At 42.9% G+C, this 16,986-nt stretch carries 11 protein-coding genes; 3 read left to right on the forward strand and 8 right to left on the reverse strand.

The window, feature by feature from the left end:
* Positions 1 to 1,758, forward strand: a complete 1,758-nt coding sequence (locus tag LJ658_RS16250) for an ATP-binding protein (RefSeq protein ID WP_230547589.1) — start codon at positions 1 to 3, stop codon at positions 1,756 to 1,758.
* Between the two features lie 25 nt (positions 1,759 to 1,783).
* Here the strand turns inward: LJ658_RS16250 and LJ658_RS16255 are convergent, their stop codons facing one another.
* The 7 genes from LJ658_RS16255 to LJ658_RS16285 all read right to left on the reverse strand — a co-directional run bounded on the left by LJ658_RS16255 (position 1,784) and on the right by LJ658_RS16285 (position 12,160).
* Positions 1,784 to 4,366, reverse strand: coding sequence for a M1 family aminopeptidase (locus tag LJ658_RS16255; protein ID WP_230547590.1), 2,583 nt, complete (start codon positions 4,364 to 4,366; stop codon positions 1,784 to 1,786).
* 10 nt (positions 4,367 to 4,376) lie between these two features.
* Positions 4,377 to 5,558 carry an NRAMP family divalent metal transporter gene (locus LJ658_RS16260; RefSeq protein WP_230547591.1) on the reverse strand — a complete coding sequence of 394 codons (1,182 nt, stop codon included), beginning with the start codon at positions 5,556 to 5,558 and terminating at the stop codon, positions 4,377 to 4,379.
* Entirely contained in the window at positions 5,559 to 6,317 is a 759-nt protein-coding gene (locus LJ658_RS16265) for a 5-oxoprolinase subunit PxpA (protein WP_230547592.1), read from the reverse strand. It abuts the gene before it with no gap.
* Positions 6,318 to 6,333: 16 nt separating this feature from the next.
* Entirely contained in the window at positions 6,334 to 7,326 is a 993-nt protein-coding gene (locus LJ658_RS16270; RefSeq protein WP_230547593.1) for a biotin-dependent carboxyltransferase family protein, read from the reverse strand.
* A 1-nt stretch (position 7,327) separates the two neighbouring features.
* Positions 7,328 to 8,059: a 5-oxoprolinase subunit PxpB gene (gene pxpB, locus LJ658_RS16275; RefSeq protein ID WP_230547594.1), complete on the reverse strand. Its 732-nt coding sequence runs from the start codon at positions 8,057 to 8,059 to the stop codon at positions 7,328 to 7,330.
* An 18-nt stretch (positions 8,060 to 8,077) separates the two neighbouring features.
* On the reverse strand, positions 8,078 to 9,646 hold the full coding sequence (locus LJ658_RS16280) for a glycoside hydrolase (RefSeq protein WP_230547595.1): 1,569 nt from the start codon (positions 9,644 to 9,646) through the stop codon (positions 8,078 to 8,080).
* A 102-nt stretch (positions 9,647 to 9,748) separates the two neighbouring features.
* On the reverse strand, positions 9,749 to 12,160 hold the full coding sequence (locus LJ658_RS16285) for an ABC transporter permease (protein WP_230547596.1): 2,412 nt from the start codon (positions 12,158 to 12,160) through the stop codon (positions 9,749 to 9,751).
* Positions 12,161 to 12,337: 177 nt separating this feature from the next.
* On the opposite strand from LJ658_RS16285, the gene LJ658_RS16290 reads away from it, so the two are divergent.
* Both LJ658_RS16290 and LJ658_RS16295 read left to right on the forward strand, forming a co-directional pair.
* Positions 12,338 to 13,933, forward strand: coding sequence for a glycoside hydrolase family 172 protein (locus tag LJ658_RS16290; RefSeq protein ID WP_230547597.1), 1,596 nt, complete (start codon positions 12,338 to 12,340; stop codon positions 13,931 to 13,933).
* Positions 13,934 to 13,947: 14 nt separating this feature from the next.
* Positions 13,948 to 14,394 (forward strand): DUF4395 domain-containing protein, encoded by a 447-nt coding sequence (locus LJ658_RS16295; protein WP_230547598.1) that lies wholly within the window; start codon positions 13,948 to 13,950, stop codon positions 14,392 to 14,394.
* Between the two features lie 8 nt (positions 14,395 to 14,402).
* Here LJ658_RS16295 and LJ658_RS16300 read toward each other — a convergent pair whose 3' ends face one another.
* Entirely contained in the window at positions 14,403 to 16,775 is a 2,373-nt protein-coding gene (locus LJ658_RS16300) for a hypothetical protein (RefSeq protein WP_230547599.1), read from the reverse strand.
* Between the last annotated feature and the right edge of the window lie 211 nt (positions 16,776 to 16,986).

The raw sequence follows: 16,986 nt of genomic DNA on the forward strand, positions 1-16,986 counted from the left end.
ATGAACTATAACGACATACCTATCCGACGAAAACTAATGGGCGCTATATTGTTCATTAGTTCAATTGTGTTGCTTATAATGTGTAGTGTTTACATGATTTTTGAATATTCAAGTTATAAAAATACGTTAAAAAGCAATGTATCAACATTAGCAGTGATTGCGGCCGCCAATAGTTCAGCGGCTCTTGCTTTTCAAAGCCGTACTGATGCTACCGAAACACTAAATACCCTTAAGGCTAACAAACATATTGTTGCTGCCTGCCTGTATGACAGTGATGGAAACCTGTTTGCAACGTATCCGTCAAACATCTCACCGAAATTTTTCCCGGCGAAACCTCAAAAAGCAGGTTATACATTTGAAGAATCTTATTTGGTTGGTTTTGAACCCGTTTTTCAAAGATCATATCAATTGGGCACCTTGTTTATAAAGTCTGATATGACTGAGATTTCCAGTCAGATTATAAATTTTGCGTGGATAGCCTTCATTCTCATCGCTGTATTATTATTTGTTGCTTACATACTGTCGATTAGGGTGCAGAGGATTATTTCAAAACCTATCCTGTCATTAAAAAAAACGGCAACGATGGTTTCAGAAAACAATGACTATGCTTTACGCGCGGTTAAGGCCAGTAATGATGAGTTGGGTACGCTGACGGACTCATTTAACCAAATGCTCGACCAAATTGAAATACAGAATCTTGAAATAAAAGCGGCTGCTATTGAAAGTTCAAAACTGGCCGCTATAGTTGAATCATCAAATGATGCCATAGTCGGCATGACACTGGATGGCATAATTAACAGTTGGAATGATGCTGCCGAGAGAATGTTCCATTATAAGGCTAATGAAATAATTGGCCAGTCGATAATGATACTTGTACCGGCCGAAGTCCAAAACCAGGAAATTGAAATATTGTCGGGTTTAAAAAAGGGCGAAAGCGTTAGCCAATGGGAAACCCAAAGAATAACGAAAGAAAAAAAACTACTTGATGTGTCACTGACTATATCACCGGTTAAAAATGCCCATGGCGATATCATCGGCTCATCAAAAATTGCCCGCGATATAAGTGAAAAGAAACTGGAAGAGCAGCGCAAAAATGATTTTATAGCCATGGTTAGCCATGAGCTCAAAACACCGCTTACTTCTATCCGGTCATACATCCAGGTACTGCTGGCAAAAGCCAAAACTGAACAAGATGAGTTTAAGCTAAATGCACTTACCCGTGCTGATGCACAGTCGAAAAAAATGACCACCATGATTAATGACTTTCTTAATCTAACCAGGCTTGAGGAAGGTAAAATTCAACTCACCAAAGAGTTATTCGATCTGCATCCCGTTATACAGGAAGTTACGGCAGATGCGCAGTTTTTGGCAATCAGCCATACGATACTGTTTAAAGGCTGCGATGGCGTTAAAGTTTATGCAGACAAGGATAAGATTGGGCAGGTAATGATTAACCTGCTAAGCAACGCGGTAAAATACTCACCTACCAATAGCACAATATTGGTTGATTGCAATGTTAGCGCCGGGAAAATCAAAGTATGCATCAGAGATCAGGGCATAGGTATCAGCCGCGAAGATCAGAAAAAACTTTTCAATCGTTTTTACCGGGTAAGAAATGAAAAGGTAAAAACTGTATCCGGCTTTGGCATCGGACTATACCTGGTATCTGAGATTTTGCGCTACCATGACAGTAAAATCGAAGTTGAAAGTGAAGAAGGTAAGGGCTCAACTTTTTGGTTCATGCTGGACGTGAAATAGCAGATTCCGGTTTAATAGCTCACTACTACAAGTGTAATATAGTTTGAGCCCGGTATAAATTATCTGCCGACTGCAAAATTTTAGCTTTCAGTTTAGGATTATAGCCGGGATGTTTTTTCAGGAAATCGCTTACTATCTGCAGGGCTGCTTTATCCTGGTAACTACCCAGTACGGCGCCCAACCATGACTGCGGAAAAAACACATCGCCTGTTCTTTGTATTTCCTCTACCAGCTCCAAACTTTTTGGCAGATATTTTATAGATGTATTTTGTCTAAGCGGATGATTTAAATAAGCTAAAGCAGTATTTACCCAAGCCTCTTTTTGGCGGTTCTTGCGTTCGGCAAGGCTAATGAAAAAGTCGTCGCGCTCTTTAGGATCTGATGACAGGGCAGGCATTAAAAATGTCAGTCTGTTTTTTCGCTCTATGTTAGTAATACGGTCGTGCTGCTCCTGCAAAACATTAGTTACCGTGTTACTTTTCAATGCAATTGTAAGTGCAAGGCTTATGTAATCATCCTCGGTTAACTTAACACTAGCCGGAGCTCTTTGATCCTTCCAAATCACGGTTATGCGGTTGTCGGCTTCAGGGCTTAAATAAATATCCTGGTAGGCTTTAAAAAGTATTTTTTTGTTATTGGCCGGGGTTTGCTGTTCCATTGCAGTCCATAACTGTTTTTCAAGCCGGGCAGTATAGGCAGGCCGACCGGGGGGGCTGATAAAGCCCCAATAAATACCGGTGATGTAACCGCTTATCAGCCGCAGATTCATTTCGTCTTTTTCGGCGGTTAAACCACCGGCAAGCAGCGTCAATAACTCTTCAGGTTTAAATGAACGCCCGGCCAGCATATTTTCATAAGCGGCAATATAGGCCGACGCTCTTTCTAACGGGCTTTTTATAGCAAATAAACTACGTGCTATGTCTTTATCTGTCGGGAACAAACCGTAGCCCATACCATCCGCATTAAATACAATATATAGCGGCTTGGGTAGACCATTAACCGATGCCAGGTTTATGGTTTGGTTATCCATATTTACGGCTATGTTTTTGGTGTAGGCAGGATAATGCAAGGCCACCGTGAACATCTGTGGCCAAATGCGATTAGCGCCGGCTTCCGGACGCTGGTTAATTGTAAAGCTATTTATCTTATTGCCTTTATAATTAACTGCATAATTAAATACCGGCCTGCCCGGCTGATTTACCCAAACTTTGTTCCAGGTATAAAGATTTGTTTTGCTGTACTTGCTTAAAATGGCTATCAGGTCATCCCAGGTGGCGTTGCCGTATGCGTATTTTTTCAGGTATTCCCTGATACCTTTTTGGAAATTCTCTTTACCCATCAGTTTTTCCAGTTGGCGCATCATAACAGGCGCTTTATGGTAAATAATATTACCATAAAGCGAACCGGCATCCTGCAAATTATCCAGCTGCTGGCGGATAGGATTGGCTCCTTGTGTGCGGTCAACGCCATAAGCTGCAGGATAATGATCTTGTAAAAACTTTTGGTTAAAAGCTTCGCTGCCCTGCAGTTTCTCAGCAACCTTATCAGCCATGAAATTGGCAAACACCTCTTTCATCCAAACATCATTGAACCATTGCATGGTTACAAGGTCGCCAAACCACATATGTGCTGTTTCGTGCGAGATCACATTGGCACGGGCAATTAACTGATCTTTGGTAGCGCCGTCATCCAAAAACAACGCCGATGATTTATACTGCACCTCGCCGGGGTGTTCCATCCCACCAAACTGAAAATCAGGGATTGCCACAAAACCCACCTTTTGAAACGGGAATGCTATGCCAGTCCAATTCTCTAAAAAAGTTATGGCATCCGCATGCGCCTTAAAAACAGAATCAACGCTGAGTTTGATCTTAGTTGAATCAGTCTCCCGGTACAAAAATTCCGCCGGGCGTCTGCCAACATTTTTGATTACAGATGTATATTTACCGGCGGTAAACGAAAACAGGTAAGTAGGAAGTTTTTCGGTATCATCAAAAAAGAAGTTAAAGGTCCCATCTTTTTCTTCGCGAGGTGACCGTAGTTCGGTTTTACCGTTAGCCAATACCCACCAGCCTTTAGGCACATTAAGCATTAAAGAAAACCTGGCCTTCATATCAGGCTGATCAAAGCAGGGAAAAATTGTCCGCGCACGATCCGGGACAGACAGGCTGTACAGGTAATCATCATTACGGTTAAGTGAAGCGTCACCAGCTATAAATGAGATGGCGACACCGTTTGAGCCGGTATGTAAATATTTTTTATCAATAATAATATGTTCGTTGTTAATCAATACCGGAATTTTCTGGTAACTGGTATTAACGAGAAACTGAAGCTCGGTGATAAAATTGGCATCGTGTTTAAAATCGATTTGAAGGTCCTGTTCTGCCGAACTAAGCTCAAATTCAATTACTACCCCGCCGGTAACAGGTTTACTTTTTACATCGGGAATTTTAAAACTCATGCGGTAGTAAACATTACTGATCACCTTTTTACGATACCCTGCCAACTGCTGGGATACGCCGGGTTCGACAGGTAACGGTTTCACCATCTGCGCACAGGCAGCAGTATTTAAAAGTAATAATATGATGCTTAACTTATAAATCCTCATTGATAAAACTTTAATAACCTAACATTTGAATAATAGCCCCGCAACTCATCCATGTCATGGTGCCTACCACAATAATACCTAATATGGTTAACAAAACGGGCTGCCTATAGTCGGCTATAATTCTGGTGCGATAAGCTGCCATCAGCATCACACCTAAAGCAATGGGTAATATAAACCCGTTAATTGCCCCAACCGCTAAAAGCGTTTTAACCGGTTTGCCCACAATTTCAAAAATAATGCACGATATAATGATAAAGCAAATAATGATTTCGCGGTTAAATTTCAATATCACCGGATGAAAGCTTTTGACAAACGAAACTGAGGTGTAGGCCGAACCCACTACCGATGATACCCCAGCCGCAAACATTACCAGGCCAAATATTTTATAGCCCAGCTGCCCGCTGGCCAATTTAAAAACTGAAGCCGCCGGGTTAGCCGGATCAAGCCTGCCACCTGCAGTAATAACACCTAATGCCGCAATAAATAACAATATTCGCATTAAAGAGGCTAAGCCTATTGCACTTAACGCGCCTTTATTGGTTTGGGATAAATTTTCTTTGCCCGTTTGCCCGGCATCCAGCAGCCGGTGGGCACCGGCAAAGGTAATATAGCCGCCGACAGTTCCCCCCACAATAGTCAGCACAGCGGTAAAGCTAAAATGTGTTGGCGCTACTGACCGGAAAGCCGCCTCGATCAACGGAGGTTTACTGATATAGGCGATAAACAGTGCTAAGCCTATTTTTAACAGGCCCATGGTTTTGGCGAAAACATCCATAACCTTACCTGCTTCTTTGTAAACAAATATTCCTATGGCGATAATAGCGCTCATGATAGCACCCTGCCCTACGCTAACGCCAAACAACACATTGAGCCCCAGTCCTGCGCCGGCGATATTGCCGATATTAAACGCCATCCCCCCTAAAAAAACCAGGAACGAAATAAAATAACCCAAACCCGGAAAAACCATATTGGCAATGTCCTGCGCTGGCTTATCAGCCACTGTTATAATACGCCAGATATTTAGCTGCGCAATAGCATCCAGTATTACGGAAAGCAATATCACAAAACCAAAACTGGCGCCTAATTGCTCCGTAAAAACTGCGGTCTGTGTTAAAAACCCGGGGCCGATGGCCGATGACGCCATCAGAAAGGCGGCACCTAATAGTATGCTCCAGTTATACTGTTTCTTCATTTATACAACCGGGGCCTTAATGATTATACCCTCGCTTTTTAATTTCTGGCTGATCATTTTGGCGAACTCAACCGGGTGAGAGCCATCGCCATGCAGGCAAAGCGTTTCCGCTTTAAGATGAATTTTCTTTCGATTTACCGAGATTACCTGCTGCTGCACCATCAGCAAAACCTGTTCAATCGTTTGCTGCTCATTAGTTATTAGGGCATTGTTTTGGCTGCGTGGGGTAAGCGAGCCGTCGTCCTGATAGGTACGGTCAGCAAATACCTCGGACGCGGTAACAATACCCGATTTTTTTGCAGCCTCAATCATTTCGCTGCCAGCCAGCGCATATAAGATTAATGACGAATCAAAATCATGTACTGCCTGCACAATAGCTTTAGCCAGCGCGGCATCTTTAGCTGCCATGTTATATAATGCGCCATGCGCCTTTACATGATGCAATTTGCCACCTGCCGCTTTAACAAAACCATATAAAGCCCCGATCTGGTAAAGGGTGATCTGGTAGGCTTCATTAGCCGTTATCTTCATATCCCGGCGGCCAAAGCCCTGCAAATCGGGCAGGCCAGGATGCGCGCCTATAGCTACACCCTTTTTTATGGCGATGGCAACGGTATGCTGCATTACTTCGGGGTCGCCGGCATGGTATCCGCAGGCTATATTGGCTGATGTAATGTAATCCATCAACATGTCATCATTGGGCATCGGGTAGTTACCAAACGCCTCGCCCATATCGCAGTTAAGATCTATGCTTTGCATGATGTTAAATATCTGATTATAAAAATTTGCTGTTAACAGCAGTTGTTAGCCTTTGCAATTGCAGTTCACGTTCAAGATACAGCATTTCTGCTTCACGTGGGCCTATCTCTTTAAAATAAATAGCGTCGCCAGGTTTAAGCTGAGCACACAGAGGCAGGTCGACCAAGGCAACCTGCGCCATACGCGGATATCCCCCCGTAGTTTGGCAGTCGGCCATTAAAAGTATCATGCCGCCATTGCCGGTGACCTGGATGGTACCCGGGGTAACTGCCGTACTCAGCAATTCATCTTTTTTTACGCGATTTAAAACCGCGCCTTCCAGGTGATACCCCATACGGTTGCTATTTGAGCCAATTATATAAGCAGTCGACAGAAAATCTAAAATAGCCTGACTATCAAACCAATTAAATTCATGAGCAGGTATAACACGGATGGTTTTGCGATCGGCAGGTAATATTAATTGGCTCGGCAGGCTCCAATTGGTATAGCTCAATCCATCGCCTTTAAGGCTATCTAATATTTTTTGTGTAATGGTTGATACTTGCTCCGCGCCGTTTAATGTATCGCCGGCTTTTAGCGCCCGCCCGGCTAATCCGCCAAAACCTGCTGTAATGAAGGTGCTTTTACTACCTAAAACTTCAGGAACATCCCATCCACCGGCAACTGACAAATAGGTACGGCAGCCCAAACTCCTATTAATCAGTTTAACGGTTGTTCCTTTTGGGATAAACAACGGACGTTCGGCGGGTATTTTTTGTGAAGCTGCGATTAGCGTAGCACCATCACCGGCGTATGCTATAAGGACGTCCATATCGGCTTTAAACTCAGCATCGGCATAGGTAAATTCAATAACTGCGTCGTTATTATTATTGCCCAGTACTTTATTGGCTATCCGCGCCGATAAGGTGTCCATAGCACCCGAAACCGATACTGCCTGCGACAAATACATACGCCGGCCCATATCCTGTATGGTTGTTAATAAGCCGGGTTTTATAAGCCGTATCTGCATATTATTCCCCTACTAATTCATTAAATTCGGCCCGGTTAACAGGTTTAAATATTACCTGGTCGCCGGCCTGTAAAAGTGATGGTTGTGATCTGCCGGCATCAAATAATTTAACCGGCGTCCGCCCTATTATCTGCCAGCCGCCCGGTGTTTGCATTGGATAAACACCTGTTTGCGCACCCGCGATACCAACCGAACCGGCTGGCACCGCTTTGCGTGGTGTTGCTTTGCGGGGCGTGGTCAATTGGTCGTCCATCCCACCCAGATAGGCAAAACCCGGTACAAACCCAATCATGTAAGCTTTATAAACAGCCGCGCTATGTAAGTGGATGACCTCCTCGATACTCAGTTTGTGCAGCCTGGCTACTTCTTCCAGATCCGGACCCAAGTTTTTATCATAACATACCGGGATAGTAATAACATTGCCCGCATTATGTACTTCTCCTTTTGTTAGTCGATTTGAATTTTGCAGAAAGCCAGATACCTTCTCAAAACAAGTTTTGCCCGGCAAATCAGATCGGCTAACCGACAGCGGATCAAAAAAGACCGTTAATGTTGCGTAGGCCGGCACGGCAGTACAAAAACCGGCAAAAGGCTGTTGATGCAGTAACATATTTAGCACGCTTACCCGATCAAGCAAATGCAGGTCGATAACCTGCCCAAACTCAATTGTAACAGCTTCCTCGCTTAAGTAATAAATGCGTAGCGTTTGATCTGGCGTGTCGGCACTGTGCATATCCAAAGTTGTGAAAAATCAGTCAAAAATAATTGTTGTTACCGATCGCGGCGATAAGCTTATATCGCCAATTAAACTTTGCAGGGCCGATGGTTTAAGATTATCATTGGCCGATGTTACATAAGTACGATATCTTTTTATTTGCTTAAAATTCTTCAAATCAGGTTTTATTGATCTGGCTTGTTGCGTATAATTAATAGCCACCAATACCAGCTTATCTTTTCCGCCGGTAAACGCAGCCACCATCACATCCTGGGCAATTTGTTTTAAGGTTAGCGTATCGCCACGATTGATGTTTAACCTTTTCATACCCGGTCTCACAAAGCGACTGTAATTTCCGAGCGCCCATAAGTTTTTTGTTATGCTAAATTCGCCATCGGTATAATCAGCATTAGGCTTTAAAGCAAGCAAGTAATAACGGGTATCAAATTCGGCATTGCCAGGCTCCCACGCGTTCCAGAATTGCCAGGCTGTAGCATTGGCAACGGTAAAGTCATGGTAGATAACTTTTGCCAAAAACAAAGCACAATCTATTTGGCTGCGCCGTGCCTTTGTTCCTTCTCTAAACCCATCCGCCAACATAGAGTATTCAGATTGCCAAAACATGACGTCATACTTGTTTGTGGTGTCTGCCAAATGCTGACGTACATTAATCAACATATCGTCGCCATTCTCTGTGAAATAGCTATGGCCCGCTACAATACGCGGTACATGACTTAGTTTATTAAAACTATATCTGCTTGTGTCTGTATGAAATTGCTGGATCTGGTATGCCGAAGCCGACTTGCCACTATATAGATAAGTCAGATCACCTGCCTCCGGAGTAAGTATCTGCGTAGTCAGCTTATTTTGTTGTAACGAAGTGTTAAGTGCCGTAACAACATGATAAATCTCATCGTTACGCCAAGGGCTCCCCTCCTGGCCGGCTTGGCCCGGTTTACCCGACCAATCCCATTGCGGTTCATTAACCGGGCTTATAAAATTAAAATGCAGGCCTTTGCTATCAAAATGTTTAATTACCTGCGCCAAAAAATCCGCGTAAGCGCTATAACTATCTGCCTTTAAATTGGATTTATAGTCTTTTGAGGTTTTAAAGCCAAATCCATTTTGTGTAAACTGTACCGGCGGTGTATTGGCAAAAGCGATTAGATTTTCAACTTTATAATCCCTGGCTTTTTGCAAAAACCATTGATAGCCGGCTTGCCTGTCCCAGTTATAAGTTCCGTCCGGGTTTAAAAAACATTCAACCCGTTGGCTTGGATTTCGGATACCACTACTATCGCCTTGCCCGGCACTGCCGCCGCCAATGTTAAACCGCCAGGCGGATAAGCCTATCCCTTTAAGCGTTCCATCCGGAAGAATTTGTTTACTAAATAACAGCTCGGCCATCCGTTGGCGTTTTGCCAACGGCCAGTTTTTGCCAATACTTTCAGAAAACCAACAACCTGACGCGCCTATGTTTTGTATAGTCTGCGCGCTATTTTTAGCATCAATGGTTATCGTTATCGCCGCTTTATCCTGAGCAATTGAAGAAAACGAGCCTGAAATTAAAGCCGCAGAAAATAAGTAGTTTATTATTTTTTTCACCGGCGTAATTTATTAATAAAAAAGCCGGTTCCATATAGGAGACCGGCAGGCATTGCACTCGAACTTATAAACCAGCAAGTTTATTTCTTTGTTATTACGTTATTATTCTGTTTTTAGGCTTTTTACCGGGTTCATTAACGCTGCTTTTACGCTTAACCAGGAGACCGTAGCAAAAGCTATTATAACCACTATGGCAAATGGCAGTAAAAAGAAGAGTGGGCTAATGTCAATGCGAAAAGCGTAGTTATTAAGCCATTGATGGATGGCATACCATGCAGAAGGTGCAGACACTAAAAATGCCAGCAGGATCAGCAACGCAAAATCTTTGTATAGTAACTGCAGTATGCTATTAACCGTAGCCCCTAACACCTTGCGTATACCTATTTCTTTGGTACGTTGTACAATGGTATATGATACCAGACCGAAAAGGCCAAGGCAGGCAACAAATATGGCTATCAGCGTAAATATGCCAAACACTCTGCCAAAGCGTTGGTCGGTCTTATATTGTTCGTTAAAATGGTTATCCAGGAAATAGTAGTCAAACGGGTCGCCCGGGAAATACCTGGCCCAGTTAGCTTTTAAAGCCGCTATTGTTTGGGCAGCATTATTAGCGTTTATTTTTACTGAAACATTGCCATTTGCCCATGAGCTAAAATCAAAAATTATGGCGTCATATTTATCCCGGAGCGATTGCTGGTGGAAATCTTCAGTAACGCCTATAATGGTGTGCGGTCCTCCACCAAATATCATTTGTTTACCTATGATATCCTGCGGCTTGTTATAGCCAAATAAAACAGCGGCCGAACGATTAACTATCAATGTTTCTTCATCTCCGGGGTATTGCGGCGAATAATCACGGCCAGCAATAATTTTTATGCCGTAATTTTTTAAAAAATCATAGTCTGTCGTAATCACGCGCGCCTGTACACTTGAGTTTTCGCTTTGGCCCACCATGCGCAGTCTGCCCCGGTTGGTACTCACCTGGCTACCGGGCACATCGCTTGATACGGTAATACTTTTAACGGACGGCAATGCAAGCGCCGTTTCTTTAAATATATGCATATCGCGACGCAGCGAATCAACCTGTATAAGCGGCGACCTTATCACAACCGTTTGGTCTATATTAACCCCCAGCTTCTGGTTTTGCATAAAGTCGATCTGTTTATATACGGTTAATGCGCCAATCAGCAGGAAAATAGACGCGGCAAATTGAAAAACTACCAAACCCTTACGCAGTATAACTCCGCCTGAGATATTGGGCAGTTTGCCTTTTAACACCTCAACCGGCTTGTAACTTGATAATACAATAGCCGGATAAAATCCGGATAAAATGGAGCCTATAGTGACAATACCCAATACCGATAACCAAAATATCGGCTTACTGAATAGTGAGAAACCGGCGCCTACACCACTTATAGTAGCAAACCCAGGGATGCAGACTGCAATCATGCCGATCGCCAGCAGCATAGCTATACCATTAAGTATTATTGCTTCAAATATAAACTGAGCTATTAACTGGATTTTGGCTGATCCCAGGGTTTTGCGTACACCAACCTCTTTAGCGCGGGCCATGCCGAGTGCGGTGGCCAGATTAATATAATTTATCCAGGCAATAATGATCGCAAATATAGCTACTCCTAATAGCAGGTAAACTGATTTCCCATCGCCATTAGGACTTGCCTCTCCGGTCCGGTTAGAATATAGATGGATATCTTTTACCGGCTGAAGGGTATACACTGCGGCTTCATTAGGTGCGTCTGCAAGTCCGCGTTTAGCTATTGGTACAAATTTGGCTTCAAGGGCTTTAACATTAACGCCAGGCTTGAGTAGGACATAGGTGATAAACCCGTCAGAAAACCATTTTGTTTCCAGATCAAAAGATGGTGACAGGCCAAAAATTTCTTTCAGCGTGGAATATGACTCCATAACATCCAGCTTTAAATGCGAGTTTTTGGGCATGTCCTGCATAATGCCGGTTACCTTTAAAGGTTTATTAAATATGGTAACATTCTGATCCATGGCATTGGCGCCGCCAAACAGTTTCTTTGCTACGCTAACCGATAGTACTACAGATCGGGGCTCCTTTAACGCAGTATTTGCATCACCTTGTAATAACGGATAGCTAAACATTTTAAAAAAACCGGGGCCAACCATAAAATTATTGTTAATAACGAATGATCTGTTATTATGAGATACTAACGCCTGACCCGTACTTAACAACTTCACATACTCTTCTATTTCGTTGGGAAAAGCAGTTTTAAAAGCGGGGCCTGCCGCAGAGGCACCTGCAGCCCAGACGGTGCTTAGCTTGCCGCCGGTATAACGGTCCTGATTGATACGGTACAGACGATCTCCCTTCGTATTGAAGTTATCATAACTTAATTCAAAACTTACATATTGCAATATAAACAGGCACGCGGCCATACCAATTGCCAGCCCAACGATATTAATAAACGAGAAGGCTTTATTATTACCCAGGTTCCTGAAAATAACGCGTAAATAATTTTTAAGCATACTGTTGATTTTGATATTGGTTTAGGGCCAATAATATGCCTTAATTGCAAATTACTTAAAATCAAACTGTTATAATTAAAAAAGCATGCCAACACCGTTCGATAATGTTACAATGTCCGTGCGGTTATGAACAGTTGAATAAGACCATAATTAATTTTATTTTTTATAGCATTGTATATGATTGCTAAATGTAAAATATACATTCTTTTCCTATTGTTTTCATCTGAGCTGGTTTGCTACGGGCAAGTGGCGGTAACCACCAGTTCGCTGTTAAAAGAGATAGTGGATTATAGCTCCGTTGTGCGATGGCCGCAACCGTTTTATAACGAAGAACAGGCCAGTAGTTATGACCGCAAATCCGTATCGCCCAACCAACCCGGATGGTTTGCCAATGCCGATGCATCTCAATATATCCGCACGGAAACTGTTGAGGGCCACCAGGAACATGTAATGATGGATGCAGACGGACCTGGCGCCGTTGTGCGCTTTTGGTTAACCACCTTTAAGCGCGCCGGTAAGATCCGCATTTATTTTGACAACAATACCCTGCCCGAAATTACCATACCCGCTTACGATCTTTTACAAAGTGGCTTACCGCTAGGTAAAGCCCTGCTTAGCCCCCACTCCAGCTATGAAGCTAAACAAAAAGGTGGCAGCACATTATACCTGCCAATGCCTTATGCCAAACATTGCAAAATAACGTTTGAGGATAATGACCCGGATAACCAACCCCGCTATTACCAGGTAAATTACCGCACCTATCCCGCAGGCACCAGGGTTGAAACCTTTACACTTAAAAACCTGCAAACACTATCGGCTTTAACAGCAGACGTGGACAACAAATTGTTGCGTCCAGATAACATAGCAGCCGGCCATGCTTTAAAAACCAGCCAGTTGATCCAACCGAAAAAACAAATTACCGTGCAATTGCCCCGGGCCTCGTCGGCTATAAAGTTTATCAGCATAAAAATTAAAACTGATGACCGGCAAGATTACGAACAGGCATTGCGTTCAACAGTCCTGAAAATAGATTTCGACGGCGAACAAACGGTTTGGTGCCCGATAAGCGACTTTTCAGGCAGCGGCGTAGGTGGAAACCCCATACAAAGCTGGTACAGAACTGTTAATGCTGATGGCGAGATAATTAGCAGGTGGGTAATGCCTTATAAAAAAACGGCTAAAATAACGCTGTTAAATCTGGGAGATAAAAGCATAACTGCGTCGCTTAAAGTAGTTAGTGATAAACGGAAATGGGATATTAACACGATGTATTTTCATGCTGATTGGAAAAACCAGGTAAATGTGCCAATAACGCAATGCGACAAAGACCTGCCTGCAACTGATTGGGATTTCAACACCATTACCGGAAAGGGAATTTTTTTGGGCGATACCTTTGCTGTTTATAATCATATGCATAAATGGTATGGCGAAGGCGATCAAAAGATCTGGATCGACGGGCAAAGTTTCCCTGCGGAATATGGCACCGGTACCGAGGACTATTACAATACCTCGTGGGCGCCGGTGGTACTATATCAAACTCCTTTTGCCAACGCCCCCAGGGCTGATAATGGCGACTCGTTTGGGAATAATACATTTACACGTACCCGCAATTTAGATAAAGTGCCGTTTACCAAATCATTTCGTTTTAGTTTAGAAACCCTGGGCTGGGAAAACGGAACGGCAGATTTTGCTGCGACCACCTATTGGTATGGTTTTAAAGGCGCAAAAAGTAGTGTGGCATCAAACCAAACACAACCAGAAAAATTAAATTAAGCAGCTACTATATAATGGAGGATAATTTAAATTGCCCTATAGATTATATCACAATCAATGAAAACAGGGCGAGGATGGTTGCTTTTTTTGTGGTATTACTGGCGCTGACATGCTTTTTTACAACAACCAACTGGATCATCGCTGCCTTTTTGTTGGTCGACTTCGCATTGAGGGTGTTTAACTTAAATAACTACAGTCCGTTAGGCCTGATAAGCGGCCGGCTTATAAAACTATTCAAGGTTAAAAACAAACCGGTGGACCGTGCGCCAAAACGCTTTGCAGCATTCATCGGTTTGGTATTTAGTGGTTTTATCACACTAATGTTGATAATTGGTTTAATAACGGCCGCCCGAATCATATTGGCTGTTTTAATTGTTTTTGCGATACTTGAATCATTCTTCGGATTTTGCGCCGGGTGCCATGTTTATAGTTATTTAAAACGCTTTAAAATGATCAAATAAGTTGTTGTTTATTTAATTATAAGGATAGTTTCGTCCGTTGATTTTGGAGTATAATTAATTATCAGCTCGCCTTTAAAATTACTTTTAACATCTTGAGCCTTACTACCGTTAACAGAAAGGCGATAGGTGGCGTTAGGCTCTAACTGACATACCGTATAAATTACCGGCTTAGTGACATGTTGCCGCCATTCCATATGATCAGTATCCCAATTTTGTACGTCGATAGCCAAACTGCTTACTGTTCTGGCTCGCAGGGATACATCGGCACTTTTACCGTTAAAATAGGATAGCTCCGTTTTTGAGGCATTAAATCCGAAGCTCTTATTGGCGGTAACTTTAAATATTTTGTTGGCGACTGAATAGCTATTGTTATCCAAGCTAATGGTTAATTTCTCGTTCCTGAAGTTATAGGTTAACACCGTACCGGCAAGTTCGGGCGTGATATGCGGATCAAGGTAAAAACGGTTGTATAGCGGGTTAATGCCATAAACCGCCTGATACAGACCAACAATAGCCAGGCTGTTGCCTGATAATATATCGTCGCCCAGTCCATCCTGCTTTAATCGCCCGTAACGCTGAAACGCCAGGCCATCTTTACTATATTGGTTCAGCACATTCCTTACATATTTAAGGGCCAGTGCCGGATCATATTCAGCATATGCCTTTACCGCGACCGATCCCCAGGATAAAAACAGATCGCCATTTTCATAGGCCGGGAAAGGATATTGCTGCCGGCTGGCTTCGCCCGGTGCATAGGTTGACATTGCAAGCGGCCAGAAAAACAAATTCTCTTTCACCATTTGTGCCTCAATATTGTCTAATATGGTTTTACGGCGGGTGTCATTGTCGCAAATGCGATAAGCTATGGCCATAAAATTTACCGGAGTAACCATATTACGGCCGTGCATAGATCCATCTTTATCTCTCCAATAATCATAACATCCCTTTTCTTCGTCCCAAAATCCACCTTCGTTGGTTGGCCGGTTAAAGCTTGCTTTTAACTTTTCCGCAAAATCTGCATAATATTTGGCTTTAGACTGATTGTTTAACTGCCGTTCAATATCAGCCCACTTTACCAGCGCGTGGTATAAATTTGCATTTACAAAAGCATTCTCATACGATGCCCATACAATGTCTATCCAATCGCTGCTCTTTTTTTGTGATGAATTATCATTCATCATTTCAACCAGCCCATTATTGTTACTATCCCTGTTCAATATCCATTGTAAAACCTTTTCGCAGGATAGCTGGTGCGTTTTAACCCAGGCTTTATCGCCTGTCAGGTCATAAAGTTCGGCAATGTTGGTAACAAAATCGGGATTCGAGTCCATTAGCGTACCCCATTGCGCCTCATAAAAACCGTCGCTGTTAAATTGTCCCGGCCCGGCATCTTCATTAGTGTAAGCCCACCGCGAATACACGCGGCCATCAGGCTTTACAGCATGGTCGCGGTAGTAATCCAGGCTGCTTTGATCGCCCATTAAAAATTTTGGATCATTTATACCCAACCCAAGCTGCGCAATATATTGTTCGTGCAGGCAAATCGGGCCGTAAGGGGTATGCCAGCTATTTCCTCCAAAATGTAATGAATCAATTACCCCAATACGCGCAATGGTATTTAATACCGCGCCTACCTTGTCGCCGTCAATTCCTTTAAATATCCCGCGTCCGTATTTTTTACTAAAATCAAAAGGGGTAAAAGTTATACTTTGCTTACTTAGGCCTGCTCTCATATTAAAAGCCGCCCATACATCGGTTTTACCCCTTATAAACCGCCTACGATTGGTGCCTGCTTCATATTTAAGCAGTAATTCTTTGTCAGATACGCTGATGGTATAAGCCAGCTTGTCGTCGTTAGTGCGGGTATATTTCATGGCTACGTTTTTACCCGGGGCATCCACTGTTATATTTAATCCATTATCATTTTTACTGTTCCAAAAATCAGACGAGCGGGTATGGACACCGTAAGTACACAACTTTTCATTAAAAAGGTAGAACCAGGCTAACCCGCCGTAACCCTGGTAAGCTCCTTCCCAGGTGTTGATGCTGTCAAAATTAAATACAGGCGTGGCTTCCCCAGCGGCAATTACCGGTTTGTCAGTAATTCGCTCAATTGTCCATTTTATTGCGCCATTTGCTATTTTAAAAATCCAGTTTTCTTTAACGATCAAGCTTTTATCGCCATAGCTAATGTTACTTAGCCGGTATACATTACCAATTTTGCTAAATGCGGGTTTTTTTGTCAGGTGCAACGAAGAATAAGTGATGCCACCAACAGTTACCGACGTAAAAATACCACCGGCGCTGCTGACAACCTTTTGACCGTTAACAACCAGCGACGTGATACCTGCACCCTCACCATAATTTAGTGTTAAGCTCATTTTTGAGCTGTTGATTACAATATCTTTGGAAAAAACAATCCCCGGAAAAAAAATAAGCAGAGTACAAAATACGGCTACATAGGTCCTTTTAAAAAACATAGATTCGGGCTTTTATGGTTACGGAGTTATTGTTGGGAGATCATTTATAATGTTGATACAGCCAAGATAAATAAAAGATTAATCTGTTTTTAATTTAAATAATCTCTTATGT

Origin of the sequence: Mucilaginibacter sp. UR6-11 (assembly GCF_020880695.1) — a bacterium.
Classification (GTDB): domain Bacteria; phylum Bacteroidota; class Bacteroidia; order Sphingobacteriales; family Sphingobacteriaceae; genus Mucilaginibacter.